Genomic DNA, 26,553 nt, shown 5'->3' with positions numbered 1-26,553 from the left:
AGGTTATGACCAGAATGAGCACCATTTACAGCAGGCTTTCATACGGCACTGGAACCGCGTTGACGGGCTGCGGTGTCTCAGCAAAGGCGTACGCCGACACAGCAAAAACAGAGGTTTGGATCTTGGCTGACAAGATAGCAGGGCTAACCCTGAGCGACTGGGCAATTATTGTCGGTATTGCGTGCACCGTTATTACCTGCGGCGTGAACTGGTATTACCGCCGAAAAGAAAGGGAGGATCGCCTCAATGGCTATGCCACCAAAGCTGAGGAATAGCGTTATTGCTGCTGTACCCGCCGGGGCTATTGCTATTGCTGCGGCGCTGATTACCGGTCCGACGGGTAATGATGGCCTCGAAGGTGTTCGATACGATCCCTATCAGGACGTGGTTGGTGTCTGGACGGTATGTTACGGGCACACAGGTAAAGACATAATGCTCGGCAAAACATACACCGAGACAGAGTGTCGTGCACTGCTCAACAAAGACCTGAACATCGTCGCACGCCAGATTAACCTGTATATCAATAATCCCATCCCTGAAACTATGCGCGGTGCATTGTACTCATTTGCGTACAACGTTGGCCCAGGCCGTTTTCAGTCATCAACGCTGCTTCGCAAAATCAACTTGGGCGATACGAAAGGCGCATGTGAGCAGTTGCGGCGCTGGACTTATGCCGGGGGTAAGCAGTGGAAAGGATTAGTCACCCGGCGGGAGATTGAACGCGAAGTATGCCTGTGGGGCGAGAAGCCGCAAAAGCTGGACGACGGATTCGGGCCACTTAATCCAGGAACGCCACCAACAGCGCCGGGGGTATTCTGATGAAGCTGCAATACCAGGTACTGATAGCGCTTTTTATCGTCAGTCTGGCTGGTGGCCTTATCTGGTCAGCGAATTACTATCACGGGCAATACCTGGACGCAAAGAGTCGGGCTGATACAGCAGAACAGGAAGTGAACGGCCAGCGTGAGGTGATAGTGACTCAGGCTTTCAACTTCAGCCGCTTTAATCAGATTGCTGAGTACACCAGCAGACACAACTCACTGATTGATGCCAGCACCGAAGAAACCGTTATCCAGTACCGGGAGATACTCCGCCGTGAAAAAACCTGTGATCTGCCTGTTCCTGCTGATGTCGCTGGTGGGCTGCTCGACTACACGCACCGTTTACGTGCCAGCGCAATGCACCCCGATACCGGGGACACTAACGCAGTCGGTGATAGTGCCGCTTCCGCCGGCAGGCTGACATATTGCCAGGCTGTTCTCTGGATAAAGCCGCTGCTGGCCGCTATCGAAAAGGCGAACAACCAGTTGGTGGGGATACGTAAAATCGAGCAGAGCCGGAAGTAAAGCTTATCGCCACTTGGGGTAAGACAGCCAATGAGCCGACTTTAGGATGAAAGTATAGAATGGTTGGCTGAGCACTTTAGTCGGCAAACGCGTGATGGCAGTGAACAGTATATATGGCTAAATTATCATCTTGCGGAGTTGAGCTACCTGATATTCACTGAGATGTGCATATTCCTTTATCTGGATAATAACTGACTCTTTATTATTCGACATGATTGAAGAAAGATAACTGCCGGTAGATGCGTCGAACAGACTGACCAGGTACAGCGGTGATAATTTCGAGTACTGGTAGGTGATTGATAATTTACTGCTGATTTTTAATTTATCCATGATTGCTTCATCTTAATGCAAATTAAAAGTTAATTGTTATTCCCTGACGGCACAGCTTAATCCGTGAAAATGGGGATGAGATTACAATAACACTGCTAAAAATAGTAGGGGTATCGTTAAGTTATTGTTACTGGTGCGACAGGCAGAGCATGAAAAACTCAGCAACACCTTTCGTCTGAAACTAATAGTAAGAAGCCCCGACCAAATCGGAAGTAACCCCCTTAAATTTGGTAAGTGGGATTAATCCTGGTTCAGTGGTAATAACTCTCCAAAATAATAAGGAGACGTTATCTTGAAAATTTTAGGGTTGGATGAGTACAGAACACTGCGTGGGAGTGGTGCGTTGAAATTTTTCGAACTTGAAGGCGTGCCGAACAGTGACTGGGTAAGTATCTTTCAAAATTTATTCGCACAGGATACAGAGCAGGCATGGATAGAAGGGTATTGTATTGTGACTAACTGCCCAACAAGCGAGATTTCAACTCGTCGAATCTATCTCCAGTCCAAATGTGATGAAGCGACGGCAGTGCTCAAGAGTAAAGGGGGAAGGCTTTAACTATCACCGTTGATTTCAGCCACTTTGTGGGAATGTCGTGCTGTGGCCCGTCCTGACTCTTACTGCTGATCACTCAGCCAGTATATCCAAAGTGAACCCTCTCAATATTGAAGGATATATCGAGTAAAGAGAGGCGATAAAAAGTTACTATTCCGGATGCTGCATCATCGCAGCGTAACTCTGGGAAAATAACAATGGGACAGTATTACTACGTCAACAAAAATGCGCAGGCTAATGGTGATCATGAAGTACATGTTAGTTCGTGCGACAGATTGCCACTTGAATCGAATAGACAATATCTGGGCATTTTTGAAACATGCTCTCCGGCAGTTCGAGAGGCCAAGAAAACATATCCCCAATCGAACGGCTGTTATTACTGCTGTTACTCGTGTCATACGTCCTGACAAATAGCATCATTTCAACCAAGGTCGCCAATGGCGGCCTTTTTTATTCCCAGAAGAAGGAGAAGAAGCATGTTAACAGTAAAAGTAATGTCGCCTGGTGGCGGTGAAGAGATTCACGATGGCCTGAGCGTAGGGTTCAATCCAAAACAGCAAAGCATTGCTGTATCCGGTATGGATCAGAACATCTTCCTGAAAGAGGGAGAGGTTGCCTACGTGATGAACCAGAACGGAAAGACGGTCTCCCGTTATGAGCATGTGGTTCGTCAGTAATCATTACAAAGCTCACCTGATGGTGGGCTTGATAATGGTTATCCCCATAAGCGGGTGAAGACATCAATATCACCCTGGTGAGGATATGAGATATACGGGATTTGCAAAAATGGACGTTTGGACGTCCAAATGTAAAGGGAGGGCTTGAGTGATTGTAAATGATAGTCATTATCACTTGTTGGGTCCTTTCCGGCGATCCGACCTGCTACGGGGCGGCGTCCGCGCAGATTCTCGCTATTTATGAAGTTTTTCTGGTGTTTGCCGTTTCCGTTCTTCTTCTTGTTAACTATTTGTTTTTATTGGTAACATTCTATAAAAAGAAAGGAAATGGATCCGCCTGAAAAACAGTAATTTGCCGTTGATCGTTTCCTTTCTCTGTTTTGCACCTGGAGTGAGTATGGAGGTGAATAAAAAACGTCTTTCTGAGATTTTTGGAGTCAGCGTCCGCACGATTCAGAACTGGCAGGATCAGGGAATGCCTGTCGCACGAGGCGGCGGCAAGGGGAATGAGGTTCTCTATGATTCTGCTGCCACTATTGAATGGTATTCAGCGCGGGACGCAGCGATAGAGAATGAAAAATTACGGAAGGAGGTCGAAGACCTGCGCATTACATCAGAGTCTGATCTTCAGCCTGGTACGATTGAATATGAGCGGCATCGGCTTACCCGAGCACAGGCTGACGCTCAGGAACTCAAAAATGCAAAAGAGTCTGCTGAAGTGGTGGAGACCGCATTCTGCACGTTCGTGCTGTCGCGGATAGCCGGAGAAATTGCCAGTATCCTCGATGGAGTACCTCTGTCGGTTCAGCGGCGCTTCCCGGAGCTGGAGAACCGACATATTGATTTCCTTAAGAAGGACATCATTAAGGCAATGAACAAAGCAGCTGCGCTGGATGACATGATACCGGGGTTGCTGAGTGAATACATCGAACAGTCAGGTTAAGGGGCTGCAGCATTCGACGCGTGCGGGACTTCGTTCTCTGTTCCGCCCAGAACCGCAGACAGCGGTTGAATGGGCAGACGATAACTATTATCTCCCGAAAGAGTCTTCTTATCAGGAAGGGCGCTGGGAAACTTTGCCGTTTCAACGCGCAATCATGAATGCGATGGGGAATGACTATATCCGTGAAGTTAATGTCGTTAAATCTGCCCGTGTCGGTTATTCGAAAATGTTGCTCGGTGTGTATGCCTATTTTATTCAGCATAAGCAGCGAAATTCCCTTATCTGGTTGCCCACCGACGGTGACGCAGAAAACTTCATGAAATCCCACGTCGAACCGACGATTCGCGATATTCCTTCCCTTCTGGCGCTTGCCCCCTGGTATGGGAAAAAGCACCGGGATAATACTCTCAGCCTTAAGCGGTTTTCAAACGGGCGAGGGTTCTGGTGTCTGGGCGGTAAGGCCGCAAAAAACTATCGTGAAAAATCTGTGGATGTGGCGGGTTACGACGAACTTTCTGCCTTTGATGAAGATATTGAGAAGGAAGGTTCACCTACTTTTCTTGGCGACAAGCGCATAGAAGGGTCAGTCTGGCCTAAATCAATACGCGGCTCCACTCCAAAGGTCAGGGGAACCTGCCAGATCGAGCGTGCAGCCAGCGAATCACAGCACTTTATGCGATTTCATGTTTGCTGTCCGCACTGTGGTGAAGAGCAGCACCTTAAATTTGGCGATAAAGAGACGCCATTCGGCTTTAAATGGACGCCAGGTGAACCTTCCAGCGTATTTTATCTCTGCGAACGCAACGCCTGCGTTATCAGGCAGCAGGAACTTGATTTCACAGATGCAAGGTACATCTGTGACGAAACGGGGATATGGACCAGGGATGGGCTGAGCTGGTTTTCTTCTTCCGGTAACGAGATAGATCCGCCAGACAGTGTCACTTTTCATGTCTGGACCGCCTATAGCCCGTTCACAACCTGGGTGCAAATCGTCAAGGACTGGATCAAAACGAAAGGCGATACAGGGAAGCGTAAAACCTTCGTAAACACCACGCTGGGTGAAACATGGGAACCGAAAATTGGTGAGCGTCCTGATGCGGACGTTATGTCCGAGCGAAAGGAGCATTTTGGAGCGGCTGTACCTGATCGGGTGGCCTACCTGACTGCCGGCATAGACTCCCAGCTTGATCGTTATGAGATGCGCGTATGGGGATGGGGACCGGGTGAAGAAAGCTGGCTTATTGACAGGCAGATCATCATGGGGCGTCATGACGATGAGTCCACACTCATCAGGGTGGATGAGGCCATAAACAGGATGTACACCCGACAGAACGGGGTCGAAATGTCGATCTCGCGTATCTGCTGGGATATTGGTGGTATCGATCCGACCATTGTGTACAACCGTTCGAAAAAACATGGGCTGTTTCGCCTTATCCCGGTAAAAGGGGCATCGGTTTACGGTAAGCCCGTTGCGAGTATGCCGCGAAAACGTAACAAAAACGGTGTGTATCTTACTGAAGTGGGTACGGATACCGCTAAAGAACAAATATATAACCGATTCACGCTCATTCCAGAAGAGGATGAACCCCTGGCGGGTGCTGTGCATTTCCCAAACAACCCTGAAATATACGATTTGGCCGAGGCGCAGCAGTTGACAGCCGAAGAACAGGTGGAGAAGTGGGTTGACGGTAAGAAGAAAATCCTCTGGGACAGTAAAAAAAGGCGAAATGAGGCGCTGGACTGCTTTGTTTATGCGCTGGCGGCGCTGCGGATCAGTGTATCGCGCTGGCAGCTTAACCTCGATTCTCTTCTGGCAAGCCTGCTGGAGGAAGAAACCAGCCGTAAACCTAACAAAACTCTGGCGGATTATGCCAGGGCATTAGCCGGAGAATAATAATGGCGACACAGGCTGATCTGGATGCCGCACGCGCTGCATTACATGAACTTATGATGGGAAAGCGGGTCACGACGGTGCAGAAGGACGGTCGAAGGGTGGAGTTTACGACCACTTCTGTCATCGATCTTAAAAAATACATTGCTGACCTGGAATCTCAGGTTGGTTCCACTTCACATCGCCGTGGACCGGCAGGATTTTACGTATGAAATCACCAGCTTTAGTGGGGCCGGATGGCAGAACCTCTCTGCGGGAATACGCAGGGTATCACGGCGGTGGCGGAGGTTTTGGCGGCCAGTTACGCGCCTGGAATCCGCCGAGTGAAAGTGCGGATGCCGCGCTTTTGCCTAATTTTTCGCGTGGTAATGCCCGCGCTGATGATTTGGTCAGAAATAACGGTTATGCAGCGAATGCGGTTCAGCTTCACCAGGACCACATTGTGGGATCCTTTTTCCGGTTGAGCCATCGCCCCAGTTGGCGATTTCTGGGGATTGGTGAGGAGGAAGCCAGGGCATTCTCACGGGAAGTAGAAGCGGCCTGGAAAGAGTTTGCTGAAGACGACTGTTGCTGTATCGATGCCGAGCGTAAGCGCACGTTCACCATGATGATCCGTGAAGGTGTGGCCATGCACGCGTTTAACGGGGAATTATGTGTCCAGCCGACATGGGACAGCAGCTCCACGCGACTTTTCCGCACGCAATTCAAAATGGTCAGTCCGAAGCGCGTCAGTAACCCGAATAATGCGGGAGATTCCCGTAATTGTCGTGCCGGCGTCAGGATAAATGACAGTGGCGCAGCTCTGGGTTACTACGTCAGTGAGGATGGTTATCCGGGCTGGATGGCGCAGAAATGGACCTATATCCCACGGGAGCTACCCGGTGGACGTCCTTCATTTATTCATGTGTTCGAACCACTGGAAGATGGGCAGACCCGTGGTGCTAACGTTTTTTACAGTGTAATGGAGCAGATGAAAATGCTCGATACCCTGCAAAATACGCAACTGCAGAGCGCAATAGTGAAGGCAATGTATGCGGCGACCATCGAAAGTGAACTGGACACTCAGACAGCGATGGACTTTATTCTCGGCTCCGGCAGTAAGGAACAGGAAAGCAAAATGAATGGGTGGCTGGGGGAAATGGCGTCGTATTACACGGCAGCTCCGGTTCGCCTTGGCGGTTCAAAGGTTCCTCACCTGATGCCGGGTGACTCCCTTAACCTGCAGTCGGCACAGGATACTGATAACGGCTACTCGACGTTTGAGCAGTCACTGCTGCGGTACATTGCCGCCGGGCTGGGTGTCTCGTATGAGCAGCTTTCGCGGAATTACTCACAAATGAGTTATTCCACGGCGCGCGCCAGCGCCAATGAATCCTGGGCGTTCTTCATGGGGCGGCGCAAGTTTGTGGCTGCCCGACAGTCCTGCCAGATGTTTCTTTGCTGGCTGGAGGAAGCCATTGTCCGCAGGGTGGTGGCACTTCCCTCTAAAGCCCGCTTCAGTTTTCAGGAGGCGAGAAGTGCATGGGGAAATTGTGACTGGATCGGATCGGGGCGTATGGCGATTGACGGGCTGAAGGAAGTGCAGGAAGCCGTCATGCTGATCGAGGCCGGGCTGAGCACCTACGAGAAAGAATGTGCCAAACGTGGCGAAGACTACCAGGAGATTTTTGCCCAGCAGGTGCGCGAAACGATGGAGCGTCGGGCCGCAGGACTTACGCCGCCAGCATGGGCGGCGGCGGCATTCGAATCAGGACTCAAAAAATCAAATGAGGAGGAGGAAAATGGCACACGAGCTGCGTAATCTCCCGCATATAGCCAGCATGGCTTTTAATGAGCCGCTAATGCTCGAACCCGCCTACGCGCGGGTTTTCTTTTGCGCGCTGGCAGGTCAGCTGGGGATCACCCGGCTGACTGATTCTGTTTCTGGTGTCACGCTTGGTGCAGAACAGATTGATGAACCGCTGGCACTGTTCGACGATGATGAGGACATGGATCCCCGGCCATCACGCAGCTATCTGGTGACAAACGGTATCGCGGTTTTGCCGGTTTCCGGCACGCTGGTCAGTAAAACCCGGTCCCTGCAGCCTTACTCCGGCATGACAGGTTACAACGGAATTATTGCTCGCCTGCAGCAGGCAATGAGTGACCCCGGCGTAGACGGTATTCTGCTGGATATGGATACGCCGGGGGGAATGGTATCCGGGGCGTTTGACTGCGCCGACATTATTGCCCGTATGCGCGATATCAAACCCATCTGGGCGCTGGCAAATGACATGAACTGCAGTGCTGGGCAGCTTATTGCCAGCTCTGCATCGCGACAGCTGGTCACACAAACGGCCAGAACCGGCTCCATCGGGGTCATGATGGCACACAGTAACTATGGTGCAGCTCTCAAAACTAACGGCGTTGAGGTCACGCTGATTTACAGCGGCGATCACAAGGTCGACGGCAACCCTTACGAAAAGCTCCCTAAAGATGTGCGTGCTGATTTCCAGACGCGTATCGATGCCACGCGTCAGATGTTTGCCGAAAAGGTTTCCGCTTATACCGGCTTGTCCGTACAGACTGTGCTGGACACTGAAGCGGCAGTATTTTCCGGTCAGGAGTCAGTGGATAACGGACTGGCAGATGAACTTGTTAACAATACCGATGCGCTCAGCGTGATGCGCGAAGCACTCGACAGACGCAAAAAAATAACCTTTGGAGGAATTATGCCATCACCTTCTTCATCCGCAGTTACCACTAAGCCTGCGGCTACTACTGCACCGACTGAACAGGTCACAACTGTTGACACGACAACCATTGCCGTTGCGGCCTCTGTAGATGTCAGTGCTCAGGTCTCTGCAGCAGTAGCCGCAGAGAATAACCGCATCATGGGGATCCTGAACTGCGAAGAGGCAAAAGGGCGAGAATCACAGGCACGTGCACTGGCGGAAACGCCGGGTATGACGGTTGAGTGCGCACAGCGCATTCTTGCCGCCGCACCTCAAAATGCCCTGGCTCGTACCGACACGGCGCTGGATCGCCTGATGGAATCAGCACCAGACGCACTCTCAGCAGGCGGCGCATCCACAGATGCTGTTAACGATTTATTAAACACCCCCGTTTAAGAGGCTATCATGGCAATTAATGAAGTTTTCACACATAACCAGCCGCTCGGCAACAGCGATCCGGCTCATACCGCGTATGGGCCGGGCGAACTGACGGCATCTACGCCAGCAATGACGCCACTCATGCTGGATGCCACCTCAGGTAAGCTGACCGTCTGGGATGGTGCTCATGCTGGCGAAGCAATGGGCATTCTTGCTGTAACCGCAGACCAGAACAGCACAGAGCTGACATTTTATAAATCTGGCTCTTTCCGTATTGAAGATGTGCTCTGGCCATCTGGCGTCACTGGCGAAAATATCAAGCGTAACGCATTTTCCGGTACGGCCATCAGCATCGTTTAACCCACATTTTTACAACCATCATCCATAAAAGCCGCATATGCGGCTTTTTTTACGGGAAAAAATCTATGTCCGTTTACACTACTGCCGAGCTGATCGCGGTCAATGAGAAGAAATTTAAATTTGACCCGCTCTTCCTGCGTATCTTCTTCCGCGAAAGTTATCCCTTCACTACAGAGAAGGTCTATCTGTCGCAAATTCCTGGCATGGTCAACATGGCGCTGTATGTCTCGCCGATTGTCTCTGGCAAAGTGATCCGCTCCCGTGGCGGCAGCACATCTGAATTCACCCCCGGTTATGTGAAGCCTAAACATGAAGTTAACCCACTGATGACCCTTCGTCGTCTGCCGGACGAGGACCCACAGAATCTCGCTGATCCGGTCTATCGCCGCCGTCGAATTATCCTCCAGAATATGAAGGATGAAGAGCTGGCGATTGCACAGGTTGAAGAGAAACAGGCTGTTGCGGCGGTACTTGGCGGGAAATACACCATGACCGGGGAAGCGTTTGAGCCGGTTGAAGTTGATATGGGGCGCAGCGCCGGTAACAACATCATCCAGGCTGGTGCGGCCGCATGGACCGCCCGCGACAAAGAAACGTATGACCCGACCGATGACATTGAAGCGTATGCGCTGAATGCCAGCGGTGTGGTCAATATTATCGTGCTCGATCCGAAAGGCTGGGCGTTGTTCCGTTCCTTCAAGGCGGTAAAGGAGAAACTGGATACGCGTCGTGGCTCTAATTCAGAGCTTGAAACCGCCCTGAAAGACCTTGGCATGGCCGTTTCCTACAAGGGTATGTATGGCGATGTGGCCATTGTGGTGTATTCCGGTCAGTACATCGAAAACGACATCAAAAAGAACTATCTGCCTGACCTGACGATGGTGCTGGGGAACACCCAGGCGCGTGGGCTGCGTACCTATGGTTGCATCCTTGATGCAGATGCCCAGCGCGAAGGTATTAATGCTGCGCCGCGCTACCCAAAAAACTGGGTGCAAACGGGTGATCCGGCACGCGAGTTCACCATGATTCAGTCAGCCCCTCTGATGCTCCTGGCTGATCCTGACGCGTTCGTGTCCGTCAAGCTGGCTTAATTTCAATCCAGTGGCCCATTCGGGCCACATTTGTGGAGTATTCCCATGACAGAGAAAGAAAAGCTTATTGCTCGTCTTAACGAGCTTGGTGAGAAGCTAAATCGTGAAGTCAGCACCAGCGGCACTATTCAGGAGCTTGCAATGCGTATTGCTGAACTTGAAGAGGAGCTGGATGAAAGCACCGGGTCGATTAACGGTGTCGATGGCAATCTGATTTCTTCTGCCATCCCTTCCGGTGAAGATAGCGGCAATGACATCGAGCATCCACCGGCAGGTCTTACCCGAAAAACCGCCACGAATATTGATCTGGTCTCCGTAGAAACGCTGGTCACTCTGCATATTGACGCGTTGCATGCCACACGGAATGAACCGGTATCCATTGTCGAGCCAGGTGCGATTATCCGTGTATCTGAACAGGATGCAGACGAGCTGGACGATAAAGGCCTGGCCCGCAAAGTCTGACAGGGGGCCGAATGGCTGATTTCGATAACCTCTTTGATGAAGCGATGGCAAATGCTGATGATGCCATTCGCGGCGTAATGGGGGCTGAGGCAAAGGTGACATCTGGCGTATTGTCGGGGGTGGTGCTGAACGGTGTATTCGATGATCCTGAAAATATAGGCTACGCCGGGACAGGGGTCCGGGTGGAAGGAACCAGTCCGTCTCTGTTTGTCAAAACAGCCACTGTCAGCCAGCTAAAGCGACAGGATTCGCTGATGATTAATGGTCGGTTATTCTGGGTTGACCGTATTGGCCCGGATGATTGTGGATCCTGTTACATCTGGCTGGGTAATGGCTCTCCTCCACCCACAACTCGTCGCCGCTAAGGAGTCTTTATGCCCATTAAAGGTCTTGAGCAGGCGATCGAAAATCTCAGTAGCATCAGTAAAACGGCTGTTCCGAGGGCATCTGCACAGGCTGTTAACCGAGTGGCAAGCCGGGCGGTCAGCCGCAGTGTGGCCGTGGTGTCAAAAGATACCCGCGTACCACGAAAGCTGATCAAGCAGCGGGCCAGGATAAGACGGGCGACGGCAAGCAAGCCACGGGCACTTATTCGGGTAAACCGTGGCAACCTTCCCGCCATTAAACTTGGGACCGCCAGTCTACGTTTGTCCCGCAGAAAACGCGACAAGAAAGGGGCTAACAGCGTACTGAGGATCGGCCCGTTTCGCTTCCCTGGTGGATTCATCCAGCAACTGAAAAATGGGCGCTGGCATGTTATGCGCCGAACAGCCAAACCACGTTATCCGATCGAAGTCGTCAGTATTCCACTTGCCGCTCCTTTAACTACTGCTTTCAAAGATGAGCTACCGAAGCTCATGGAAACAGACATGCCCAAAGAACTTCGGGCATCCCTTAATAACCAACTCAGGTTAATTCTGACACGATGAAACACAGTGATATCCGACAGACCATTATTGATGCGCTGGAAGGCGTTATTGGTAGTGAAGTTATTTATTTTGACGGGCGGCCAGCTGTGCTGGAGGACGGCGATTTCCCTGTCATTGCCGTCTATCTGACAGATGCGGAATACACCGGGGATGAGCTGGATGCGGATACCTGGCAGGCCTCGCTGCATATTGAAGTCTTTCTTCCGGCACAGGTTCCTGATTCTGAACTGGATGCATGGATGGAGTCTCGCATTTATCCGGTTCTGGGGAATATTCCGGAACTTGCGCAGCTCCTTACCAACATGGTGCAGCAGGGGTTTGACTACCAGCGCGATGAGGATCTCGGTCTTTGGAGCTCTGCCGATCTGAAATATACCATTACATACGAAATGTGAGGACGTTATGACCACACCAAACCCGCTGGCCCCGACCAAAGGGGCCGGAACCACACTCTGGGTGTATAACGGAACGGGCGATCCCTATACCAATCCGGTTTCTGATGTTGACTGGCTTCGCCTGGCAAAAATTAAAGATTTGCAGCCTGGCGAACTGACGGCTGAGTCCGAGGATGACACATACATCGATGATATTAATGCCGACTGGACCTCAACGGCACAGGGGCAGAAATCAGCCGGTGAAACCAGCTTTACTCTTGCCTGGAAGCCCGGTGAAAGCGGCCAGCAGGAGCTGGTTGTCTGGTTCGATGAAGGAACCGTCCGGGGATACAAAATTAAGTATCCGAATGGCACTGTTGATGTGTTCAGAGGCTGGCTCAGCAGCCTTGGCAAAACTGTGACGGCAAAGGAGGTCATGACCCGGACCGTAAAAATCACCAATAACGGCAAACCTTCTCTCGCAGAAGACAGTTCTTCCCCGGTTATTGGGGTAACGGGGATCACGCTCGATAAAACGACTGCAGTCGTGGCGACGGGTTCGACCACTGAACTGGTGGTTTCGGTGCTGCCTGCAAGCGCGTCGGATACTTCGTTCCGGGTTGCCACGTCAGACCCGTCAAAAGCGACCGTTGTGGCAGCCGGTACAACCCTGACCATCACCGGGGTGGATGCAGGGACCGCAGAAGTTATTGTCATGACCAACGACGGTAACTTTGTGGCGATCTGCGAAGTGACGGTTTCCTGATCACCGGGGCTCTGGCCCCGTTTCCTGGAGTTATCTATGTTCCTTAAAACCGACACGCTTGAGCGAAACGGTAATAGTGTGACGCTGTACCAGTTATCTGCCCTGCAGCGTATTGAGCATCTCGAATACCTTAAAAAGATTGAGTCCCTCGAAGAGGGGGATTTTCAGAAAGCCATCACGCTGACGGTGGAGAACGGCGCATTCCTGACAGCAATGTCGCTCTGGCACGCACACCCCCTGAAAGGGACGCTGCCGGAAGGTGCTGCTGCAGAAGTGGCAAAAATTAAGGCTGAAGTGATGCAGACCTGGCCGACAGAAATGATTGCCGAAGCCGATTTTAAGGTGAAACTGTTGTCCGGCATGATTGCGCCTCCGGAGGAAGGTCTTGCGGAAGACGGTAAGGAGCCTGCTGAGCCCGTTACGGCGGAAAAGCCCTCGCCAGCGAGCTGACTTTTGCCATGAAACTGGCGCGCGAGTTCGGTCGCCCTGACTGGCGCGCCATGCTTGCTGGCATGTCCTCAACAGAATACGGCGACTGGAAAACCTTCTACCGGGACAACTTCTTTCATGATGCGCAACTGGATGCTCATTTCTCCAGTTTGCTCTATTCCATATCAACCCTGTTTTTTGCCGATCCGGAGCTGACACCTGCCAGCTTCAGTATCCTGTCGCCTGAGTCTGAGTCTCCTGACGATGAGGAGTCCGATGATGATGCGTTGATGGCGAAGGCGTCAGGTATTTCAGGAGGTGTGCGCTATGGCCCAGACAGCGGTCGGTGATCTTGTCGTTAACCTTGACGTTAACTCGACGAAATTCAGTGAGCAAATCAGCTATGTAAAAAAAGAGTTTAAACAAACAGGTGATGCGGCGAACGATGCTGCATTGCGGATTCAGCAGTCATTCAGCCGGCAGGAAAATGCCGCCCGTAAGGCCGGAATTTCAGTCGGGCAGTACAACGCGGCCATGCGTATGCTTCCGGCACAGTTTACAGATATCGCGACTCAGCTTGCTGGTGGCCAGAGTCCGTGGTTGATCCTTCTGCAGCAGGGTGGGCAGGTGAAGGATTCATTTGGGGGGATCCTTCCGACATTCCGGGCACTGCTGGGGACGATATCCCCGCTTATGGTCGGTGTGGGGGCACTCTCTGCCGCAACGGGGGCATTGTTTTATGCCTGGTATGCCGGTTCGTCCACGCTGTCCGATTTCAACAAAACACTGGTTCTCTCCGGTAACATTTCCGGGCTGACTGCTGATCGTATGCTGGTGCTTGCCAGAAACGGGCAGGCCGCCGGGCTTACGTTTAACCAGACCAGTGAAGCGCTGACGGAGCTGATTAACGCGGGAGTGCGCGCAGGCTCCCGTTTTGATGATATGAGCCAAGCGGTTGCACGCTTTACCGAAGCATCCGGTGTTCCGGTTGATAAGGTTGCTGCCGCATTTGGCAAACTGACCAGCGACCCGACGTCAGGGTTGATTGCGATGGCGCAGCAGTTTCATAACGTCACGACGGAGCAGATTGCATATGTTGCACAGCTGCAACGGGCCGGTGATGAGGCGGCAGCTTTGCAGGCTGCGAACGATGCGGCTACAGCAGGCTTTAACGATCAGACAAAATCCATCCGTGACAACATGGGCACGATTGAGACAGCGGCTGACACGCTGAAACGTGCCTTTAAATCGATGTGGGATGCCGCGCTGGATATTGGTCGACCTGATACCGCGCAGGAAATGGTCGCGAATGCTGAAGCGGCCTTTAAAAAGGCGGATGAGATCTGGAACTTGCGCAAGGGAGATCGTTACGTAAACGATGAGGCGCGTGCAAGGTTCTGGAATGACCGCGAAACCGCCAGGCTTGCACTGGATATGGCGCAGCAGCAGGCCGGGAACGCCAGAGCCAACGAAGAGAACGCGTCGCGGGAAGCGGCAGCGGAATCTGATCGCCAGAAGTACGCTGCACAGGCGCAGGCCAATTATGCCAAAACCCAGAGCGCACTGGAAAAATACACGTCCCGGCAAAATGAGCTGAACAAGGCGCTGAAGGATGGGCGGATCCTGCAGTCTGACTACAACATCAACCTGGCTGCCGCGAAAAAGGAGTATGAAGCCACGCTCAGTAAGCCGAAAAAAACGGCTGCTGTCAGAACACCCGCAGGAACGCGAGCGACCGATGCTGCCAGTGCCCAGACGATGGAGCTTGAAGCTCAGCTCAGAATGCTGCAGGACCACAAAGGCATCAATGACACCATCAGCCAGCAGAGACAGGAATTGTGGCGCCAGCAGTCACGTTTCTCTGTACTTGAGGAAGCTGCAAAAACCCGAACCCTGTCGGCAGAAGAGAAATCACTGCTGGCGAGCAAGGGGGAGGTCCTGTCCCGCGCTGAACTGAATGCCAGGCTGGGCGATCAGATAGTGGCGCAGGAACGCCTTAATCGCCTGCAGGATTCTTCCCAGAAATATGTCACTCAGATGAGTGAGAAAACACGGGCTCTGGTTGCTGGCGGTTCAATGAGCAGTCGGGGCGCGCAGCGTCAGAATGAAGAAGCTCAGCTCCGTCAGGGCTGGATGAATGCTGGCGGGAGCGATACGGACCAGGGTTATCAGAATGAGCTTGCTGCCCTGAAAAATTATTACGCTGAACAGGACAGTCTCCGTGGCGACTGGCAGGCTGGCGCGAAATCCGCCTGGGCTGAGTATGCCGACTCTGCCTCAGATGCCTACGGGCAGATGAAGTCATTTGCCACAAGCACGTTTGACGGTATCGGGCAGAACATGGCTGACATGCTGACAACAGGAAAAGCAAACTGGGCTGACTTTACCCGGTCAACGTTATCCATGCTGACGCAAATTCTGATGAAGCAGGCAATGGCAGGCCTGGTCAGTTCAGCCACGTCTGCCATGGGGTTTGCGGGGGGCGGTTATACCGGGTCAGGTGGAAAGTACGATCCTGCAGGCGTGGTTCACCGTGGTGAGTTTGTCTTCACCAAGGAGGCAACCAGCCGGATCGGTGTCGGAAATCTGTACCGGATGATGAAAGGCTATGCGACAGGCGGTCTTGTCGGGGGCAGTGGATCTGTTCCTGCCGCCGCGCCGTTCGGGGTCAGCGTGTATGCGCCGGTGACGGTCGAAAATACTGCCGGCGGAACGCAGCAGCAGAATAATGGTGATCAACTGGGTAAAGCCTATAAGCAGGTTATCAATAAATCGATCAACGACGGCATTGCTCAGGAGCTGAAGCCCGGCGGTCTTATCTGGAATGCGACAAAAGGCAGGTAATTTATGGCAGTTGAAACGTTTACCTGGCCCATCCAGTCTTCGGGCCAGCCCACAACGGACAGTAAGGATACAGTCCGAAAAGCGCAGTTTGGCGAGGGTTACGCTCAGGTAACAGGTTCTGGTCTGAATGATGAACAGCTGATCTATTCGTTTTCTTTCAAGGGAAACCCGGTTGTCGCACTGCAGATCTATGCCTTTCTTCGTCGTCACAAAACAAGGTCCTTTATTTTCACTCCGCCGTTTGGTGAAGCGGCACTGTGGCGCGTTGAAGCGGATTCGCTTAAGCAGGTGGTCAAAAACAAGAAGGTGATGACCATTACAGCAACTTTTGAACAGGCATTCGCACCATGAGTTTAAACGCTGATTATCAGAAACTGGAGCCGGGTAATGTTGTCCGGCTTTTTGATGTGGACGGCACAGCCTTCGGTGTGGGGGATGTGCTTTATTTTCATGCCCACAACATTGCCCATACCCCGGATGAGATTGCGGCGTCGGGTGGGGATGAGACGAAACTGGCGGCAAAATCCATCTGGTGGCAGGGCCGGGAATATAAAGCCTGGCCCTGCCAGATCGAAGGTATTGAAACATCAACGGACGGAACCAGCGCCCAGCCGACGCTGTCGGTTGCGAACCTCGATGGTTCAATCACTGCGTTGTGCCTGGCTTATGATGATTTACTTCAGGCCAAAGTGACCATTCATGACACGCTTGCGCAGTATCTCGATGTGAAGAATTACGAAGGCGGTAATCCGTCAGCTGACCCGACTCAGGAGAAGCTCCGGGTGTTCTACATCGATGCCAAGCAAAGTGAAACGAATGAAGTCGTGGCGTTTACGCTTTCCAGTCCGATGGACCTGCAGGGGTTGATGATCCCGACGCGGCAGCTGCATTCTCTTTGCACCTGGTGTATCCGCAATAAATACCGATCCGGTGACGGCTGTGATTACGCCGGAACCCGCTATTTTGACAAGCACAATAACGCGGTCGATGACCCGTCGCGTGATGAATGCGGCGGTACGCTGACGTCGTGCAAGCTCCGGTTCGGTGACGGTAATGAGCTACCATTCGGAGGCTTCCCTGGAACCTCTCTTATCAGGAGCTGATATGCGTCAGAAAACCATAGATGCCATTATGGCGCATGCTGCAGCTGAATATCCTCGTGAGTGCTGCGGTGTTGTTGCACAAAAGAGCCGCGTTGTGCGTTACTTTCCCTGCCGTAATCTCGCTACGGAGCCAGCGGAACACTTTCATCTGTCACCTGAGGATTATGCTGCAGCCGAAGACTGGGGAACGGTGATCGCCATCGTTCACAGCCACCCAGACGCCACCACCCAACCGAGCGAACTGGATAAAGCGCAATGCGATGCAACGCTTTTACCCTGGCACATCGTGAGCTGGCCGGAGGGGGATTTACGCACCATTCAGCCGCGCGGGGAACTGCCGCTGCTGGAACGCCCGTTTGTTCTTGGGCACTTCGACTGCTGGGGGCTGGTGATGAGTTATTTCCGGCAAACGCATGGTATTGAACTGACTGATTACCGGGTTGATTACCCATGGTGGGAGGACCAGTACCCGGAAAACTTCTACCAGGATTGCTGGTACGAATGCGGTTTTCGTGAGTTCAGTGGGCCACCACAACCCGGTGACATGGTTATCATGCAGGTACAGGCGAATAAATGGAACCACGCCGGGATCTTGCTCGAAGGCAATATGCTTCTGCACCATCTGTACGGGCATCTGAGTCAGCGAGTGCCATATGGTGGTTATTGGCGGGAACGAACAGTTAAACTATTACGTTATCGCGATTTCTTTAAATCATAACTATTTGTACTGCTTCACCAAACGCCATACCTGAGGTTGCAGTTAGATATCTTGATGGTAAGATGTTTCTGATTGTAAATGAGGGTATTGAATGATGAAAAAGTTAGTCTTGGTAGCTCTGGCTGCAATGATTTTATCTGGGTGTGCAGTACGTAAAGAAATGGTCCCTATGGGGGGGAGTAAGGCCGACGGAACGGTGCGAATGGGATATACAGTTGGGCAATTTGAAAAGCCAGTTGTAGACCTTAATCAAGCTTCATCTTTAGCAGCTCAAAAATGTAAAACATGGGGATATGAAGGCGCAGAACCTTTTGGCGGACAAACAAGCCAGTGTGCGCAGATGGATGGTTTTGGCAGTTGTATTATGTCGAATGTCTCTGTCGAGTATCAATGCACTGGTGGGAAAGCTGCACTGAATTGACAAAAAAACCGCTTAGGCGGTTTTTTTTATGCCTGGAGAAAATATGCAAGAAGTCATGACGCAAATTAAACTCAGCGGAGTTCTTGGTAAAACGTTTGGCAAAACACACCATCGCTTAATCAGCACCCCCCATGAGGCATGCAGAGCATTAGCTGCAACTATTAGCGGCTTTGGGCAGTTTATGAATACCAGCAAGCATCGTGGCCTAACCTATGCTGTTTTTCGCGGAAAGAAAAACATTGGTGAGGATGACTTAGGGTTTCCTGTTACTGGGGATGTAATTCGCATTGTTCCGGTGATTATCGGGAGTAAAAAGGCGGGCTTACTGCAAACAATTCTCGGCGCAGTATTGGTTGTGGTAGGAACTATTACATCGCCATATGGCGGCGGCGTTTTGATTGCGCCAGGGGTTGCCTTAATGGCTGGTGGTGTAATTCAGATGCTGTCACCACAACCAGCAGGTCTTGCCAGCAAACAGTCAGCGGATAATAAAGCCAGCTATGCATTTGGTGGTGTGACGAACACTGCAGCCCAGGGCAATCCTGTACCCCTTCTCTATGGTAAACGTTTGATCGGCGGAGCCATTATTTCAGCCGGGATATACGTCGAAGATCAACAGTAACGGACCGATTTTCGGTTATTCAAACACTAGCTGCCATTGTGCGGCTTTTTTTATGGGCGAAATATGGCTACAGAAAAAGCGATAAAGGGCCGCAAAGGTGGTAGTTCAAGTTCGAGAACACCAACAGAACAACCCGATGACCTGCAGTCGGTCGCCAAAGCTAAAATCCTTGTCGCGCTGGGTGAAGGGGAGTTTGCCGGAGCATTAACCGCGCGGGATATTTATCTTGATGGCACGCCGCTACAGAATGCTGATGGTTCGCAAAACTTTGGTGGTGTGGCGTGGGAATTCCGGCCTGGCACTCAGGCACAGAATTATATTCAGGGCATTCCCGGTACTGAAAATGAAATCAATGTAGGCACTGAGATTTCCAGTGCCACGGCATGGGCACATACATTCACGAACACGCAGCTCTCTGCTGTGCGTTTGCGCCTCAAATGGGCATCACTGTACAAGCAGGAGAATGATGGCGATCTGGTGGGTTACTCCGTCGCTTATGCCATTGATCTGCAGACGAACGGCGGCGGTTTCACTACCGTCATCAATACGACCGTTACAGGGAAGACCACCTCAGGCTATGAGCGCAGCCATCGCATCGATTTACCGCGTGGGGCCACGACCTGGACGGTTCGTCTTCGCAAACTAACCGCTGACGCAAACAGCGCGAAAATCGGTGACTCAATGACCATCCAGAGTTACACCGAGGTCATTGATGCAAAGCTGCGCTATCCCAATACCGCACTGCTGTATGTTGAGTTCGATTCAAGCCAGTTCAACGGCTCTATCCCGCAGATTTCCTGTAAGCCGCGCGGTCGCGTGATCCGCGTACCCGATAATTATGACCCGGCGAGCCGTTCATATAACGGAACGTGGACAGGATCGTTTAAGTGGGCGTGGACAGATAATCCAGCGTGGATTTTTTACGATCTGGTTGTGACTGATCGCTTTGGCTTGGGCAATCGTCTGACTGCTGCGAATATTGATAAATGGGCGCTGTACCAGGTGGCGCAATACTGCGACCAGCCTGTACCTGACGGGAAAGGAGGGAGCGGAACGGAGCCACGGTATATCTGCAATGTTTACGTGCAGGACAGGAACGACGCATACACGGTTCTGCGGGATTTTGCTGCAATCTTTCGCGGGATGACATACTGGGGCGGTAATCAGATTGTTGCGCTGGCGGATATGCCACGCGATATTGATTACAGCTATACCCGCGCCAACGTTATCGACGGGCTGTTTACTTACGCCAGCAGCACGACAAAAACGCGTTACACCACTGCGCTGGTGAGCTGGTCTGATCCGGCGAACGCGTATGCTGATGCCATGGAGCCGGTATTTGAGCAGCCACTGGTTGCACGCTACGGTTTTAATCAGCTGGAAATGACCGCCATTGGTTGCACCCGACAGTCAGAAGCTAACCGCAAAGGGCGCTGGGGCATCCTCACAAACAACAAGGACCGGGTAGTAACCTTCTCCGTCGGGCTGGACGGTAATATTCCGCAGCCTGGTTACATCATCGCAGTAGCTGATGAAATGTTATCGGGGAAAGTGACAGGCGGTCGTATCAGCGCAGTTAACAGCCGCGTGATCAAACTGGACCGTGTTCCTGATGCGGTGGCGGGTAACAGGCTTATCATCAACCTTCCTTCCGGTGTTTCGCAGAGCCGTACAATCCAGGCCGTAAACGGCAATACGGTCACGGTCACGAATACGTACAGCGAAACGCCGGCCCCGGAATGTGTCTGGGTTGTTGAGTCGGACACGCTTTATGCGCAGCAGTACCGTGTTGTCAGCATTGCTGACAATAACGACGGTACATTCACCATTTCTGCTGCCGCGCATGACCCGAACAAATATGCCCGTATTGATACCGGCGCAATTATTGATGATCGTCCTGTCAGCGTGATCCCGCCGGGTAATCAGTCTGCACCGGGGAACATCACCATCAGCAGTTATTCCGTTGTCAGTCAGGGGATCAGCCTTGAAACGATGCGTGCGACCTGGGATAAAGCGGCTAACGCCATTTCCTATGAAGCACAGTGGCGGCGTAATGACGGTAACTGGGTAAATGTACCCCGTAACTCGACAACCAGTTTTGAGGTCCCGTCGATTTACGCGGGACGCTACCTGGTACGTGTCCGGGCAATAAACGCGGCGGAGATATCCAGTGGCTGGGGATATTCTGAAGAGGTCACACTGACCGGGAAGGTGGGTAATCCGCCGAAACCAGTCGGTTTCATGGCGACGGGGATTAACTGGGGTATTCGTCTGAACTGGGGATTCCCGGAAAACACGGCTGATACGCTGAAAACGGAAATCCAGTACACACCAAATTCTGACTTTTCAGAGCCGATGCTGCTGAGTGATGTGCCTTACCCGTCAGCGGAATACACACAGCTTGGTCTGCGGGCAGGTCAGGAGTTCTGGTATCGCGCACAACTGGTTGACAAAACGGGTAATGAGTCAGGGTATACAGACTGGATACGCGGCATGTCTAACGATAACGCCGATGACTATCTGGGCGATATCGCCGATGATTTTCTGAACTCTGCTGATGGCGATCGTCTGACGAGTGACATCGACACTAATCTGGAAGCCGCGCTACAGAATGCGCTGGCCAACAACGCCACGGTTGACCACCAGTGGGAGCAGTTTGGTACGGTCCGCGCCGATATCCTCGTTGTCAGAACGACAATTGCTGACGTCGATAAAGCGATGGCCGAACTTTCGACGACTGTGCAGGCGCAGATTGAGGATGTTACCGCAACACTGGAAGACAAACTGACCGCAACCGTTGATGCAGACGGCGCTACAGCGATTCATTCGTTGAAAGTAGGGGTCAGGATTAACGATATCATGTACAACGCAGGGATGAGCATTGCAGTTCTGGCACAGTCAGGGCAACCGGTTGTCACCCGCATTGGTTTTAATGCTAACCAGTTTGTGCTGATGTCTGGCAGTGGCGACACACAGTATTCACCGTTTGCCGTTGTTAATGGTCAGGTGTTTATCAGTTCTGCCTTTATTCAGAATGGTACGATCACAAACGCAAAAATCGGGGCGTTTATCCAGTCGAATAATTACGTTGCGGGGCAGGCAGGATGGAAGCTCGATAAAGCGGGAACCTGGGAGAACTACGGCAGTGACGGTCAGGGAGCCAGAAAATCCACAAATGTCACTGACAGTATCAGGGATGCAAACGGGGTTCTTCGCGTTCAGATTGGGAAACTGACGGGGGTCTTCTGATGTCATGGGGAATTCAGACGTGGGATGCGAATGGTATTCCCAATAACTACGGACTTAAACCTGTTTCGGTGGTAGGGCGTATTCCGCTTGCTGCGGGTCAGACATCTGGTTCGTGGAGTTTTACTGTTCCCTCCGGGTTTAAGGTCGGTTTTGTTGTTTCGCTCGATGCCGGGGGGGCCAGTGTTGGCCGGCGGATCATTGCAAACGGAAACACCATTTCACTGACGGCGGCAAGCGATGTAGGGATCGGTAATTACCCGGCTTCAGCCTGTGAGTTGATTGTGTTTATGGAGAATGCCTGAATGTCGGATTTTGGCGCAATGATATTGATGGATAACGGCAATCCTTTCATCACTCCCCAGTCGACCCCATTTTGTCTTTACGGAAAATATACTTTTAATTCATCTGCAAACGGAAATTCTCAGCAGGTTTCGCAATATATTGCTATTCCATCCGATTATCCCGTTATGGTTTTTATAAAAACAACGAACACAGCACAACCCACGCCCGTAATATCATACAGGATCGGAGATAATGTGTATGTTTCTGGCGCAAATCCATACAATCAGGGGTTTACGTTAACCGCTTATGTTTTTGCTATATTTCCACAGACATTACCTGCGTGGGGTTTTGCGATATGGGATGCGACCGGGAAGCTCGTTCTGACGAACGAATCAAGAGTATTGTCTGATCTGCAGACAATTGGCACACCCGGAGCAAGTGGGGGCATCAACATCGACCAGACTCTTGCGGGGTCATGGGCTGTTGCACCTGCACAACTGGGTCAGTCAGTGATAGTGAACAACTCTACCCAGCCCCCCACTATTTATACAATTAATGCGTATTCATCATGCAGATTCGATGGTGCTAATACGCGAATAAATGCAGGCGGGGCATCTACAGGAACGGGCTCACCCGCAGGGGGAACAAACACAGGACTTGCGCTGACGGCTATTAATACTTCTGCCTACGATTAATTGATCGTTTTAAACGATCAATTACAGATTATCGATCTATTTAAACTATTTATTTTATTTGTGCCAGTTGGTTATTTTTTATTTAAATAACTTTCTCTGGTGGAAAATATGAAAAACATTATTATTTCGACGCTGATTTGCTTTTCCCTGTCAGCCTGTTCAGGGCCTGTGCTGGAGAAACAGCAGCCTGTATGTCAGGCCGAAGCATTGCTGGGCGGTCAGACACAGACTGTGCAGATTTACGGTGTGCGGGAGAGCGCACATCAGACAGAATATAAAGCGGGTTATCCGTTTAACTGGCGATGGGTGAATAAAAGTAACTTTACCTGGTCGAACTGTCCGAAATAATACCCCACCTCATAACCCGCTCCGGCGGGTTTTTTATTATGTGAATTCAGGAGAGCTGTATGTCAGCAGGAACACTTACCCTGACAAATAATTCCGATATTGTCTCCGGGGCAGGAACCGCATTCAGCACTGAGCTGGTGGCGGGTGATTTTGTCGCGACAAAAGTTGGGGGGATCACTTACACACTCCCGGTTAAATCAATTGAAAGCCCGACATCATTAACGCTCATTCGCGTCTTCCCCGGCCCGGCTCAGTCCGGTGCTGCATGGAATGCCATTCCCCGCGATACGCTAAACCAGGTGACATCAGAGCTTGTGGCTCAGACAACGGAGGCTTTGCGCGGTCTTAACTACGACAAACAGAACTGGCAGGCGGTATTCAGTGTAAACGGTAATATCACGGTGAAGCTGCCAGATGGCTCGTCATTCTCTGGCCCGTCGTGGGTAAAAATTGTAGAACTTCTTAACAGCATTGATGTGGATGCTATTCAGGTCCTGGCTGATCAGATACATGTTGATGCGCAGCAGGTGGCTTCGGACACATCCGAGGTTGCACAGAATAAAACCGCGTCTGAAAGCGCAGCAGACACAGCAACGCAGAAAGCTGCCGCGGCCTCTCAGTCGGAGTCCAGTGCAGCGCAATCAAAGACTGATGCGGCGCAATCCGCACAGGAGGCTGAAGCTGATCGTCTGGCTATTGGTGATGTGGAGAATGCTCTGGCCGCAATTCAGGGGGTTGCCACAATCCCGTTTGGTATTCCTCAATATGCGCCATCCCGTTCGACCATTCCGAATGGTGGCGTGGCTTATGACGGACAGGTATTACCATACTCGACATACACCAGCGTTAAGGCGGCAATGACAGCAGGCTCTGTGCCTGTTGTCACCGATGCGCAGTGGCTGGCAGATCCAAAGCTTCGTCAGGCATTTACAGAGGTCGATGCGGGGCATTTCCGATGCCCTGACTACAACGGTGTTCAGGCCGGATCAATCGCGCAGCTTGCACTGGTTGGCGGAACGACGGTGCAGGGGGGAATTTTCCACGGTGAAGTGCCTAACGCTAAAGGGCAGATTGGAGCCGCAGGCGCGGGTATATTCGCAAATACCACATCAACAAATGGCGTATTTTCGCCAGGAGCGTCATACCCGAATCCGGCACAGGCAGGGACCGCGACTGTAACGACTGCGGCATCATCAGTCACTATCGATCTTTCCCGCGCAAGTGACGTCTACAAAGACACGGCTACTGACGTACTGGCCGCGAGGGCCGTCGGCGTCATCTGGGGGCCGCTTTTTGGTCGAATCAGTAACCCCGGGGCACTGGATGCTGCCACACTTGCAAACCGTATTGAACAGGTTGATCAGCGTGTCACATCCGTCGCGGATACAGCTTTTATCCGTGGTCTCGGATTGCAGATCAGCGCCACGACGGTCACTGTTACCCCAGGTGCTGCTTTTTTTCCGGGTGGAACATCACCGCTGTTAGTTACGAGCAACATCGTCAAAACCATCGGAACCACGGTGGCCTCAACCTGGTATCACGTCTATTTGTTCAGAAATGCCGGCCAGCCTGATATTGAGATCAGCACCACTGACCCTGTTGCATATGCATATCCCGCACAGCAGAAGACAGGTGATTCGTCGCGCCGGTATCTGGGCAGTTTCCGTGTTGATGCATCTGGTGTAGTTCGCGGAGTTGACGCGACTAATGGTGTGGCGTCACTTCGTAATGGCTGGGATCAGAATCGCATGTTAGCGGGAGGGACATCGCAATCAAGGACTGCGATTGCGATTGGTTCTGTCGTTCCACCGACGGCGACGCATATTGAATATGCAGTGAATAACAGCGCACAGGGCGTGCCACTAATGGGAACCACAGCTGACGCCTCCGGCGACTTATCCAATGTCTCAACGGGCGGTAAATATGTTTATAAAGCTGTTCCGTTGCGCGCATATCCGAATATTTATTATTACTACATCACTGCACCAGTAAGCGGTGGATTGTATGTCGATATTGGGGGTTATACCTATGCAAGGTAAAGATTTATGGGCGGTTACGGACACCAGTTACCGGGCTATTTCAGATGAGAATGATTTGGCTGAAGGGGAGGTTCTCCATATTGGTGCACAACCAAAAATTAATGCTGCAGATAATGAGGCTGTACGCGCGCAGCTGCGTGCCGTCGCAGATTACGCTATCGTGCCGCTCCAGTATGCCGTTGATTTAGGGGAAGCCACAGAGGAAGAACAGACGCTGCTGACAAAATGGAAGCTGTACTGTGTGCGGCTGAACCGGGTTGATATCAGCGTTTCTGAACCAGACTGGCCGCCACTGCCCGATTAGTCGTACAACATAGCTACTCCGCTATAGAGTGGAGTAGCTATGTTTGCCGCATATCACCTGGCTAAATTTCGGTCTAATTTCAAGCTAGATCTTTCCTAACATAACTTTGTGCGAACCGCGCCAAATCTCGGTGTAACTACTTAGTAATCTTAGGAAAAAAGTATTTAACTTTATGATTATTAAGGAATGCAAGAGGGGTTTAAAATCCCTCGGCGTTCGCGCTGTGTGGGTTCAAGTCCCACTCCGGCTACCATGGGAAAGACAAGAATAATCAAAGCAATAAGCAGTGTCGTGAAACCACCTACGGGTGGTTTTTTTGTGCCTGAAATTCAGGAAATGACAGGGATTTCTCAGCAAATTGTCGCTGACTAAAATCCCATGATTATCGCCCTGTAAGCTATTCTTATAGAGATATCCTATATCAGGAGGGGTTATGCTGACTCACTCTGAAGCGAAACGCTGGGCCTCCTTAATGCTGAAAGCCGCATTATGTGATGGCATGGAAACAGAAGAGATTTCTCGTCAGGTGCATCTTGTATGCGATCATCATGGTAAGGAATGCCTCGAAGAGCTTATAGCGGAAATCTTGATAGAAGCGGGTAGAATAGGCCCGCATCATAGTGATGGACAACTCACTCATCACTGATTTATACCGCCTTCGGGCGGTTTTCTGTAGCGATACAAT

At 51.6% G+C, this 26,553-nt stretch carries 30 protein-coding genes and 2 pseudogenes; all 32 read left to right on the top strand.

From position 1 onward, the window contains the following. The first annotated feature begins 5 nt into the window (after positions 1–5). Positions 6–275, top strand: coding sequence for a phage holin (locus tag HV346_RS13875; protein ID WP_181619909.1), 270 nt, complete (start codon positions 6–8; stop codon positions 273–275). Continuing rightward, positions 253–819, top strand: a complete 567-nt coding sequence (locus tag HV346_RS13870; protein ID WP_181623787.1) for a lysozyme — start codon at positions 253–255, stop codon at positions 817–819. Before HV346_RS13875 ends, HV346_RS13870 begins: the two co-directional genes overlap by 23 nt. After that, positions 819–1,346, top strand: a complete 528-nt coding sequence (locus HV346_RS13865; protein WP_181619908.1) for a hypothetical protein — start codon at positions 819–821, stop codon at positions 1,344–1,346. The genes HV346_RS13870 and HV346_RS13865 overlap by 1 nt, the downstream gene beginning before the upstream one ends. A gap of 622 nt (positions 1,347–1,968) precedes the next feature. Further along, positions 1,969–2,232 (top strand): hypothetical protein, encoded by a 264-nt coding sequence (locus HV346_RS13860; RefSeq protein ID WP_249415096.1) that lies wholly within the window; start codon positions 1,969–1,971, stop codon positions 2,230–2,232. 473 nt (positions 2,233–2,705) lie between these two features. Further along, positions 2,706–2,906, top strand: coding sequence for a hypothetical protein (locus HV346_RS13855; protein ID WP_171853725.1), 201 nt, complete (start codon positions 2,706–2,708; stop codon positions 2,904–2,906). A 397-nt stretch (positions 2,907–3,303) separates the two neighbouring features. Next, a complete protein-coding gene (locus HV346_RS13850) occupies positions 3,304–3,849 on the top strand; it encodes a terminase small subunit (protein ID WP_181619907.1) in 546 nt (181 codons plus the stop codon). After that, entirely contained in the window at positions 3,824–5,743 is a 1,920-nt protein-coding gene (locus HV346_RS13845) for a phage terminase large subunit family protein (RefSeq protein ID WP_181619906.1), read from the top strand. The genes HV346_RS13850 and HV346_RS13845 overlap by 26 nt, the downstream gene beginning before the upstream one ends. A 2-nt stretch (positions 5,744–5,745) precedes the next feature. Next, positions 5,746–5,952, top strand: a complete 207-nt coding sequence (gene gpW / locus HV346_RS13840; RefSeq protein WP_181619905.1) for a gpW family head-tail joining protein — start codon at positions 5,746–5,748, stop codon at positions 5,950–5,952. After that, positions 5,949–7,541, top strand: a complete 1,593-nt coding sequence (locus HV346_RS13835; RefSeq protein ID WP_181619904.1) for a phage portal protein — start codon at positions 5,949–5,951, stop codon at positions 7,539–7,541. Before gpW ends, HV346_RS13835 begins: the two co-directional genes overlap by 4 nt. Beyond that, positions 7,522–8,850: a S49 family peptidase gene (locus tag HV346_RS13830; RefSeq protein WP_181619903.1), complete on the top strand. Its 1,329-nt coding sequence runs from the start codon at positions 7,522–7,524 to the stop codon at positions 8,848–8,850. The genes HV346_RS13835 and HV346_RS13830 overlap by 20 nt, the downstream gene beginning before the upstream one ends. A 9-nt stretch (positions 8,851–8,859) precedes the next feature. Then, complete coding sequence (locus HV346_RS13825) at positions 8,860–9,192, top strand: head decoration protein (RefSeq protein WP_181619902.1); 333 nt, start codon at positions 8,860–8,862, stop codon at positions 9,190–9,192. A gap of 65 nt (positions 9,193–9,257) precedes the next feature. After that, a complete protein-coding gene (locus HV346_RS13820) occupies positions 9,258–10,283 on the top strand; it encodes a major capsid protein (protein WP_181619901.1) in 1,026 nt (341 codons plus the stop codon). A 45-nt stretch (positions 10,284–10,328) separates the two neighbouring features. Continuing rightward, positions 10,329–10,745: a DNA-packaging protein FI gene (gene gpFI / locus HV346_RS13815; RefSeq protein WP_181619900.1), complete on the top strand. Its 417-nt coding sequence runs from the start codon at positions 10,329–10,331 to the stop codon at positions 10,743–10,745. 11 nt (positions 10,746–10,756) lie between these two features. After that, positions 10,757–11,110 carry a head-tail joining protein gene (locus tag HV346_RS13810; RefSeq protein WP_181619899.1) on the top strand — a complete coding sequence of 118 codons (354 nt, stop codon included), beginning with the start codon at positions 10,757–10,759 and terminating at the stop codon, positions 11,108–11,110. A 9-nt stretch (positions 11,111–11,119) separates the two neighbouring features. After that, the gene (locus HV346_RS13805; protein ID WP_181619898.1) at positions 11,120–11,674 is read left to right on the top strand and encodes a phage tail protein; all 555 of its coding nucleotides are present in this window, start codon (positions 11,120–11,122) and stop codon (positions 11,672–11,674) included. Then, positions 11,671–12,069, top strand: coding sequence for a phage minor tail U family protein (locus HV346_RS13800; RefSeq protein WP_181619897.1), 399 nt, complete (start codon positions 11,671–11,673; stop codon positions 12,067–12,069). The genes HV346_RS13805 and HV346_RS13800 overlap by 4 nt, the downstream gene beginning before the upstream one ends. Before the next feature lie 7 nt (positions 12,070–12,076). Beyond that, entirely contained in the window at positions 12,077–12,814 is a 738-nt protein-coding gene (locus tag HV346_RS13795) for a phage tail protein (RefSeq protein WP_181619896.1), read from the top strand. A 36-nt stretch (positions 12,815–12,850) separates the two neighbouring features. Next, positions 12,851–13,264: a phage minor tail protein G gene (locus HV346_RS13790; protein WP_181619895.1), complete on the top strand. Its 414-nt coding sequence runs from the start codon at positions 12,851–12,853 to the stop codon at positions 13,262–13,264. Positions 13,265–13,272: 8 nt separating this feature from the next. Then, positions 13,273–13,581, top strand: a pseudogene (locus HV346_RS13785) (phage tail assembly protein T); the annotation flags it as partial. Beyond that, positions 13,571–16,087 (top strand): phage tail tape measure protein, encoded by a 2,517-nt coding sequence (locus HV346_RS13780; RefSeq protein WP_181619893.1) that lies wholly within the window; start codon positions 13,571–13,573, stop codon positions 16,085–16,087. The pseudogene HV346_RS13785 and the gene HV346_RS13780, both read left to right, overlap by 11 nt. A gap of 3 nt (positions 16,088–16,090) precedes the next feature. Then, complete coding sequence (locus tag HV346_RS13775) at positions 16,091–16,438, top strand: phage tail protein (protein WP_181619892.1); 348 nt, start codon at positions 16,091–16,093, stop codon at positions 16,436–16,438. Next, positions 16,435–17,190 (top strand): phage minor tail protein L, encoded by a 756-nt coding sequence (locus HV346_RS13770; RefSeq protein ID WP_181619891.1) that lies wholly within the window; start codon positions 16,435–16,437, stop codon positions 17,188–17,190. Before HV346_RS13775 ends, HV346_RS13770 begins: the two co-directional genes overlap by 4 nt. A 1-nt stretch (position 17,191) precedes the next feature. Next, on the top strand, positions 17,192–17,908 hold the full coding sequence (locus tag HV346_RS13765; protein ID WP_181619890.1) for a C40 family peptidase: 717 nt from the start codon (positions 17,192–17,194) through the stop codon (positions 17,906–17,908). Positions 17,909–17,999: 91 nt separating this feature from the next. Continuing rightward, positions 18,000–18,329, top strand: a complete 330-nt coding sequence (gene yecR / locus HV346_RS13760) for a YecR family lipoprotein (RefSeq protein WP_249415095.1) — start codon at positions 18,000–18,002, stop codon at positions 18,327–18,329. Between the two features lie 43 nt (positions 18,330–18,372). Then, a complete protein-coding gene (locus HV346_RS13755; protein WP_181619889.1) occupies positions 18,373–18,951 on the top strand; it encodes a tail assembly protein in 579 nt (192 codons plus the stop codon). A gap of 63 nt (positions 18,952–19,014) precedes the next feature. Next, positions 19,015–22,200: a host specificity protein J gene (locus HV346_RS13750; RefSeq protein ID WP_181619888.1), complete on the top strand. Its 3,186-nt coding sequence runs from the start codon at positions 19,015–19,017 to the stop codon at positions 22,198–22,200. Next, a complete protein-coding gene (locus tag HV346_RS13745) occupies positions 22,200–22,502 on the top strand; it encodes a hypothetical protein (protein ID WP_181619887.1) in 303 nt (100 codons plus the stop codon). Before HV346_RS13750 ends, HV346_RS13745 begins: the two co-directional genes overlap by 1 nt. Then, positions 22,503–23,177 (top strand): hypothetical protein, encoded by a 675-nt coding sequence (locus HV346_RS13740; protein WP_181619886.1) that lies wholly within the window; start codon positions 22,503–22,505, stop codon positions 23,175–23,177. 108 nt (positions 23,178–23,285) lie between these two features. Beyond that, positions 23,286–23,525: a cor protein gene (locus tag HV346_RS13735; protein WP_181619885.1), complete on the top strand. Its 240-nt coding sequence runs from the start codon at positions 23,286–23,288 to the stop codon at positions 23,523–23,525. 59 nt (positions 23,526–23,584) lie between these two features. Then, a pseudogene (locus HV346_RS13730) lies at positions 23,585–23,968 on the top strand (hypothetical protein); the annotation flags it as partial. 1,585 nt (positions 23,969–25,553) lie between these two features. Further along, positions 25,554–25,868, top strand: a complete 315-nt coding sequence (locus HV346_RS13725; protein ID WP_249415094.1) for a tail fiber assembly protein — start codon at positions 25,554–25,556, stop codon at positions 25,866–25,868. Positions 25,869–26,301: 433 nt separating this feature from the next. Beyond that, entirely contained in the window at positions 26,302–26,514 is a 213-nt protein-coding gene (locus tag HV346_RS13720; RefSeq protein WP_181619883.1) for a hypothetical protein, read from the top strand. The last annotated feature ends 39 nt before the right edge of the window (positions 26,515–26,553 follow it).

The organism is Enterobacter sp. RHBSTW-00994 (assembly GCF_013782625.1).
Taxonomy (GTDB): Bacteria; Pseudomonadota; Gammaproteobacteria; order Enterobacterales; family Enterobacteriaceae; genus Enterobacter.
This window is presented reverse-complemented; position numbering and strand designations above follow the sequence as displayed.

Bases quoted from the DNA above. Each gene is read 5' to 3' on its own strand.
- HV346_RS13775 (WP_181619892.1), top strand. From the start codon at position 16,091: ATGGCAGTTGAAACGTTTACCTGGCCCATCCAGTCTTCGGGCCAGCCC.
- HV346_RS13800 (WP_181619897.1), top strand. From the start codon at position 11,671: ATGAAACACAGTGATATCCGACAGACCATTATTGATGCGCTGGAAGGC.
- HV346_RS13790 (WP_181619895.1), top strand. From the start codon at position 12,851: ATGTTCCTTAAAACCGACACGCTTGAGCGAAACGGTAATAGTGTGACG.
- gpFI (WP_181619900.1), top strand. From the start codon at position 10,329: ATGACAGAGAAAGAAAAGCTTATTGCTCGTCTTAACGAGCTTGGTGAG.
- HV346_RS13830 (WP_181619903.1), top strand. From the start codon at position 7,522: ATGGCACACGAGCTGCGTAATCTCCCGCATATAGCCAGCATGGCTTTT.
- HV346_RS13725 (WP_249415094.1), top strand. From the start codon at position 25,554: ATGCAAGGTAAAGATTTATGGGCGGTTACGGACACCAGTTACCGGGCT.
- HV346_RS13795 (WP_181619896.1), top strand. From the start codon at position 12,077: ATGACCACACCAAACCCGCTGGCCCCGACCAAAGGGGCCGGAACCACA.
- HV346_RS13850 (WP_181619907.1), top strand. From the start codon at position 3,304: ATGGAGGTGAATAAAAAACGTCTTTCTGAGATTTTTGGAGTCAGCGTC.
- HV346_RS13750 (WP_181619888.1), top strand. From the start codon at position 19,015: ATGGCTACAGAAAAAGCGATAAAGGGCCGCAAAGGTGGTAGTTCAAGT.
- HV346_RS13875 (WP_181619909.1), top strand. From the start codon at position 6: ATGACCAGAATGAGCACCATTTACAGCAGGCTTTCATACGGCACTGGA.
- HV346_RS13810 (WP_181619899.1), top strand. From the start codon at position 10,757: ATGGCTGATTTCGATAACCTCTTTGATGAAGCGATGGCAAATGCTGAT.
- HV346_RS13820 (WP_181619901.1), top strand. From the start codon at position 9,258: ATGTCCGTTTACACTACTGCCGAGCTGATCGCGGTCAATGAGAAGAAA.
- gpW (WP_181619905.1), top strand. From the start codon at position 5,746: ATGGCGACACAGGCTGATCTGGATGCCGCACGCGCTGCATTACATGAA.
- HV346_RS13855 (WP_171853725.1), top strand. From the start codon at position 2,706: ATGTTAACAGTAAAAGTAATGTCGCCTGGTGGCGGTGAAGAGATTCAC.
- HV346_RS13865 (WP_181619908.1), top strand. From the start codon at position 819: ATGAAGCTGCAATACCAGGTACTGATAGCGCTTTTTATCGTCAGTCTG.
- HV346_RS13720 (WP_181619883.1), top strand. From the start codon at position 26,302: ATGCTGACTCACTCTGAAGCGAAACGCTGGGCCTCCTTAATGCTGAAA.
- HV346_RS13780 (WP_181619893.1), top strand. From the start codon at position 13,571: ATGGCCCAGACAGCGGTCGGTGATCTTGTCGTTAACCTTGACGTTAAC.
- HV346_RS13745 (WP_181619887.1), top strand. From the start codon at position 22,200: ATGTCATGGGGAATTCAGACGTGGGATGCGAATGGTATTCCCAATAAC.
- HV346_RS13755 (WP_181619889.1), top strand. From the start codon at position 18,373: ATGCAAGAAGTCATGACGCAAATTAAACTCAGCGGAGTTCTTGGTAAA.
- HV346_RS13740 (WP_181619886.1), top strand. From the start codon at position 22,503: ATGTCGGATTTTGGCGCAATGATATTGATGGATAACGGCAATCCTTTC.
- HV346_RS13765 (WP_181619890.1), top strand. From the start codon at position 17,192: ATGCGTCAGAAAACCATAGATGCCATTATGGCGCATGCTGCAGCTGAA.
- yecR (WP_249415095.1), top strand. From the start codon at position 18,000: ATGATGAAAAAGTTAGTCTTGGTAGCTCTGGCTGCAATGATTTTATCT.
- HV346_RS13735 (WP_181619885.1), top strand. From the start codon at position 23,286: ATGAAAAACATTATTATTTCGACGCTGATTTGCTTTTCCCTGTCAGCC.
- HV346_RS13805 (WP_181619898.1), top strand. From the start codon at position 11,120: ATGCCCATTAAAGGTCTTGAGCAGGCGATCGAAAATCTCAGTAGCATC.
- HV346_RS13770 (WP_181619891.1), top strand. From the start codon at position 16,435: ATGAGTTTAAACGCTGATTATCAGAAACTGGAGCCGGGTAATGTTGTC.
- HV346_RS13825 (WP_181619902.1), top strand. From the start codon at position 8,860: ATGGCAATTAATGAAGTTTTCACACATAACCAGCCGCTCGGCAACAGC.
- HV346_RS13870 (WP_181623787.1), top strand. From the start codon at position 253: ATGCCACCAAAGCTGAGGAATAGCGTTATTGCTGCTGTACCCGCCGGG.
- HV346_RS13835 (WP_181619904.1), top strand. From the start codon at position 5,949: ATGAAATCACCAGCTTTAGTGGGGCCGGATGGCAGAACCTCTCTGCGG.